This window comes from Vicinamibacteria bacterium (assembly GCA_035620555.1).
GTDB lineage: Bacteria > Acidobacteriota > Vicinamibacteria > Marinacidobacterales > SMYC01 > DASPGQ01.
Map to the genome: position 1 here is coordinate 1 of DASPGQ010000087.1, position 2,422 is coordinate 2,422.

Genomic DNA, 2,422 nt, shown 5'->3' on the forward strand with positions numbered 1-2,422 from the left:
GGAAATGATTTGGGGTTTCGCTCGGCAGGCGAAGTGGTGTCAGCGTACGATTGCGGCCGCAGGTTTCCCCTTGGGGCGCGTTGCACTTCGCGTCTCTCCAATGGTAAAATTTAATTCTCCAACAGTAATTTCGTAATCGTCGCCCGGCCCACCCCGGCGTTTCGGGACTTCTTCTTTTCTTAGAAGTCAGAACACGAGGCGCGAGGAGTTTTTGCATGAGCAACCTAGACGACGGGGACCTTCGGGAGGCCCTCTCCGAGATCCAACAGTACCTCTCTGACCGATTGGCCCCACTGATGGTCACGGACTCGATGCTGTATCTCTTGACCCAGCCGCCCGAGGCGATGATTTCAGCGATCCGCGACTGGCTGCTCGCCCAAGTGGATGAGACCCGCCCCAATGTCACGCTCTCCGACTATCTCTTCCATGCTGTTCGCAAAATCCATTTGCTGGGCGAGCTCGATCTCGTGGGTCGCGAGGCCCTGGGCTCGTACCTGGAACAGCTCGGACAGCAGCTGGTCATGGACTGTCCCGAAGAGGATCGAGAGCTCCTGTGCTCGAACCTGGCCCGTCTCGGACAATCCGAATCGGGCGTCGTGGCGCGCGTCGAGACCCTTCACCGTCAGCCCGGAGCGCCGGGAGCGACGGGGCCGGTGGCTGCGACTGGAGGTCCGATGTCGCCGGCTGCCGAGCGCGGACTCCGACGGCTCGAGGTTCTTCTCGAACGACTCAGCCGGCACGGGGTTTCCGCGTCAAGCACCGCGGACGGCAACAAGGAGCCGGGCCGTCGCGAACTGCTTTCGCAAGCCATCGCGACGGCGGCGGCGAGCTCCTCGAACGCGCGCGAGCTCGATCACCGCCTCGACCTCCTCAAGAAAATGGGGATCTCGGCGGACAACGAAAAAGTGTTCGAGCTCCTCGCGGGAAGCTTGCCGGGATGGAACGTGGAGGCCGACCGCTCGAGCGAAGGCCCGCAGAAACGACCCGCGTTGAGCTACTCGGCGGAGGCGATGTACCGGTTCGTCAAAATGGCGAGGGATTCGGCCGAGTCGGGCAAACGCTTTCAAGAGCTGGTGTATGCCGCCGTCAGGCAATTCAACGGGGGGATGCTGTCACGCTCCGCCACGATGTTCGGTCTGGCGACGTGGATCGCCGAGGAAAAATATTTGAGCCCGGCGGTTATCGATGCGATCCAGACTTCGGCGCACGGCCATCTCGATGAGGAACGCTTGCGCAAGTTCGCCGAAAGCCCCGACAAGCACCTCTTGCTGAGGCGGGTGCTCGGGTTCTTTTCGAGATTCAGCCCCGAGAGCCTTTTGGACGATCTCTGGGCCGAGGAACGGCGCGATCGACGCCGGCTCAAGCTCGCGCTGCTTCAAGTACAGGCCGAGCGCGCCCGCAGCGCCTGTCTCGAGCGGCTCGAGACCGAGCTCGCCGGCGACAGTACGGCGAACCCGTATTTCATCAGAAACCTGATCTACCTTCTCCGGGTCATACCGCGCCCCGAGGGCGAGCCCGTCGAGACCGAGATCGACCTCATCGTGCGCGCCTCGGGTCGGGACAGCTCTTTGACTCTGATCAAGGAAGCGATCACCTACCTCGGCGAGACCAAGCACACCAAAGCCGGAGCGGTCTTGACCGGCTACCTGAAGTCCTACGAGGAGCTCTTGCTCAGCGGAGCGGCACCGGCCTCGGACCGGCTGCAGCTGTGCGGTCTTCTCGATCGGCTGGCGGCCTCGCTCGCCCGGCTGGGCACGAGAAACGCCACCACCGCCCTCATCGAGCACGGTCTCAACCGGCAACCCGGGCTCGGCATCACCAGCGCCCGCCTCGTGGGCCTCGGCACCCGGGATCTGTCCTCTCATTCCGAGGATGTGAATCGTATCCTCGAGGCGCTGCGTTCCGAGCTCCCGGGAAAGCTCCTCTCACGGTTCGTCAAGACGAGAGAAGACGCTCTGGTTCACTACATCGCGGCCCTATCGGGAACGCCATCCGTCGGAGTTACCGACGCCCTGACCGATGTGGCCAAACGCTTCCCCAAGACGAAGTTCGGGGAAGCGGCGGCCAGGACGCTCTTGAGCTTCCACGACGCGTCCTCCCGCTCGACTACCGGGGCGGCGATGACGGGAGATCTGGAGTTCTTCGGCCTCCCCCACATTCTACAAACCCTCGAACGCGCCTCCGCCACCGGCGTGCTGACGCTTTTCTACACGAACGAAACCGTGGCCGCGGTCATCCGGATGCAGAACGGCAAGTACAAGAATTGCGAGACCGAGCGTCTGAAAAACGAAGAAGCCGTCTACGAGCTCTTCGAGAAACCCTTTCCCGGGAAGTTCGCTTTCGTCGATCAAGGCCGTGTCGACGACCCCGACGTGAACGATCCCGACCCGACGCTCGTGGACGTCGTGTCCCTCATCATGGA

Annotated in this window: 1 protein-coding gene; it reads left to right on the forward strand. The window is 62.7% G+C overall.

What is annotated here, in order from left to right; all coding sequences use genetic code 11:
- Window positions 1-215: 215 nt before the first annotated feature.
- Window positions 216-2,422, forward strand: a 2,207-nt coding sequence (locus VEK15_03555; protein ID HXV59744.1) for a DUF4388 domain-containing protein, incomplete at its 3' end; no start/stop codon positions are given.